Raw genomic sequence first — 3,156 nt, 5'->3', positions numbered from 1 at the left:
AAGCCTGATGAAAAAGTAGTTCTTGTAGATACCAGTGACGACGGCAGTACCAAGTATTACAGAGATGAAAATGATATACATTATGTTCCCAAAAGAAAGCTGGAAGATATCCTGATCAGATAAAGAGTGCAAATATGGGGTGCTCATGAGGGGAGTAAAGATTAAGAAATCACAGCTCAAAAAAGAGTTAAGCAATACGGAGTTATGCGAGCAATAGGAATGGGTAAATGGCAAGTTACCAGAATGATCGCAGCTGAGGCGCTGTCTTATGCAGTTGTTGGTATTGTCTGCGGAAGTATACTTGGACTATACTTACACCATACGATTTATGAAAAGGTTCTTATAACGCACTTTGGCGGGTCATGGAATATACCATATACATCAATAATTATAATAATAGTATTGGTGCTTGCTTCATGTGTTATCGCGATCTATTCTCCATCAAAGCGTATGAGCAATATGGAAATAACTGAAACTATGCAAACATTGTAAGATGCGCAAATCTGGAGATCAAAGATGTTACTTTAGAGATTGAGCAAAAGAAATAAGGGATTAGAGTGTTGGATTTTCAATTTGCATAGCATAATACATGAAATTGTCATTGATGTATAAAACTCATCTGATTACATAAAGACATCATCCGGACATAAAGCGTATAAAAGGTTTTAAGTACATAAAATACATAAAACAGATATATTGACATATTTGACATATTTGTATAAAAAACATAAAATTAAATATAGATAATAATTGATTGTCAATTACACTTATGGAAAGGAAGTATTATCATGTTTTCTAATCCATTTTCACCTATTTTTGGTGGCAAACCGGATGTGTTTTTTGGTCGAGACAGAATCCTGGGTCTTTTTGACCTTGCCATGGTCGATTCTGGAAGCGATGAGCGAGCGATATTTATAACTGGAACACGAGGTTGTGGTAAGACTGCTTTATTAGAGCAATTATCTATAAGAGCTAGTAAGAAAAACAGAAGAGTCATAGATCTTGGTCCGGAAAATACTATTGAGCAACTGATGCATGAATTAAGCGGGTACGATGAGGTGACCAATACTATTAGTCCTCAGGCTAGTGTCAGCGTGCTTGGAATTGGCGGTGGATCTGTCTCTAAAACTAAGCGTATTGGCAGAGAACTTCTTCAGCCTATTCTTCTGGATGCATGTGCTAAGTCCAAACAAGGTTTACTTGTTACAGTGGATGAAATTCAAAAGGTTCCAATTGAAGATGTCTCATCTCTTTGTAATGCCTTTCAGATGGCTTCACGAAAAGGATATGATATCATGCTTGCGGTTGCAGGCCTTCCTTACGCATATGGAAATATTACGAGGCATGAAGGCTGTACGTATCTTAGACGCGCATCACATGAAGAAATCGGATTATTTACCTGGGATGAAGCTGAAGATGCTCTTAAAAAAGTGTTCTCCGGTATCGAAGGACTACAGATAGATAATACCTTTTTGAATAGAATTAACGAGAGCAGTTTTGGACACCCATATATTATGCAACTTCTTGGTTATCACCTGATCTTGCAGGTCAATAATCATAACCCGGATAAAAAGCATACTGTAACTGAAGATGAGCTGTTGGAAGCTGAGAAGAATGCGCTATTTGCATATGAACAGAGAGCACTTGTTCCTCTTTTTGAAGAGCTTCCGGAAAATGAGAAACAATACCTGATAAAAATGTCTTTGTGCATGAGGGATGATCGTCTTAGCTCAACGTCTGAAATAGCTAAAGCTTTGGGAGTATCTCAAAGTAAACTTAGCAGAAACAGGGCGTATCTTATTGATCACGGTATTATTGCTGCTGCAGAGCGCGGTAAAGTCATGTTTTGCATTCCATACCTTTCTGACTTTGTAAAAAAAGATAGAGGCGTGACCAAAACGATAGATGTTGTTAGACAACGAAGGGTTTAACACGGCTTTTGGTTAATTCTTAAAAAGTCATACCATTTTTATAGAAAGATGTAAGGAGAAACTAGTTGAAATGGCATCAAGTATAATGCATCTTGCGGTAACTAATGAACTTATTAAGAAGTACACTTTTAAGGATATAAACCGCTTAAAGTTTGGGGCAGTCCTTCCCGATGCCGGTCAGAAGCAGGCCGGGCACATCAAGACAGGACTTTGGGGTTATAACAAAAAAGGTTATGACTTTGAGTTTTTCAGATTTAAATTTGGAGATCTTATGAAGGAAGATGACCTGTATCTTGGTTATTACCTTCATCTTGTGCAGGATGCCTGTTACAGACATTTTGTCTATGATATTCATCACTGGAATTCACATACACCTGGAAATGTTGAAAAGCTTCACAATGACTATTCGATCATCAATAGTTACGTCGCTGATAAATACAAACTTCAAAATGATCTTGAGGTTCCATCTGAATTCGAAAAAGAGTCAATTAACGAGATCTGCTTTTACGACGTAAACTGGTTAATGGAATCTTTGGATAAATATTTCAACGAAGTTCCTGAAGGAGACATCTTCTTTTTTACCAGAGAGATGGCAGATGAGTATATAAAAGAAGCAGTAGAAGCTTGTGAAAAAGAACTTGCTGCTCTCAAAGAAGGTAAGGGATTAATAACTTGTTACGACACATCCTGGGATAATATGCCCTACTCACTTCTTGAAACTACCCTTAACACAAGAGACCTTGGCGGCTACAGGATAGACGGCACAGACAGACTCACGAAGTATAGCCGCGTGATCAGAAGCGACGTTGCCAATTACCCTTCGGAAAAAGATATTAAGTTCCTGAAAGACAATGGCATCACCACCATTATCGATATGAGGAACAGCGAAGAAAAGGAACGTAAACCTCACGGTCTTGCGAATCTGGAAGGCTTTGATTATCATGATATCCCAATCGAAGAAGGAAGCGGTATCCCGGAAAGCGTAGAGGCTGTGCCGGATAGCTACTACAAGATCGCTCATTCAGAGAATCTTGCAAAGGTATTTAAGACTATCGCAAATGCCAAAACAAATGTAATGTTCAACTGCAGCGCCGGAAAAGACAGATCAGGCGTAACTTCAGCACTTTTATTATGGCTGTGCGGAGTCAGGAAAAGCGATATCGTCTACGACTATATGAGAACAAAGCTTAATAACGAAGAGCGATTCAAACAGATTCACGAAAAC

At 38.5% G+C, this 3,156-nt stretch carries 3 protein-coding genes; all 3 read left to right on the top strand.

Translation table 11 applies throughout. The annotated features are described in order from the left end of the window. Positions 1 to 168: 168 nt before the first annotated feature. Positions 169 to 492 (top strand): FtsX-like permease family protein, encoded by a 324-nt coding sequence (locus tag K6G87_RS14785; RefSeq protein WP_296838901.1) that lies wholly within the window; start codon positions 169 to 171, stop codon positions 490 to 492. 296 nt (positions 493 to 788) lie between these two features. Then, positions 789 to 1,931 carry an AAA family ATPase gene (locus K6G87_RS14780; protein WP_296838899.1) on the top strand — a complete coding sequence of 381 codons (1,143 nt, stop codon included), beginning with the start codon at positions 789 to 791 and terminating at the stop codon, positions 1,929 to 1,931. 70 nt (positions 1,932 to 2,001) lie between these two features. Continuing rightward, positions 2,002 to 3,156, top strand: a 1,155-nt coding sequence (locus tag K6G87_RS14775; RefSeq protein WP_296838896.1) for a tyrosine-protein phosphatase, incomplete at its 3' end; no start/stop codon positions are given.

The sequence above is a fragment of the Butyrivibrio sp. genome, from assembly GCF_024699075.1.
Note: the sequence above shows the minus strand (reverse complement) of the source record. Positions and strands in the feature narration are given on the sequence as shown.

Coding starts and splice junctions, on each gene's coding strand:
- K6G87_RS14780 (WP_296838899.1), top strand. CDS start 789: ATGTTTTCTAATCCATTTTCACCTATTTTTGGTGGCAAACCGGATGTG.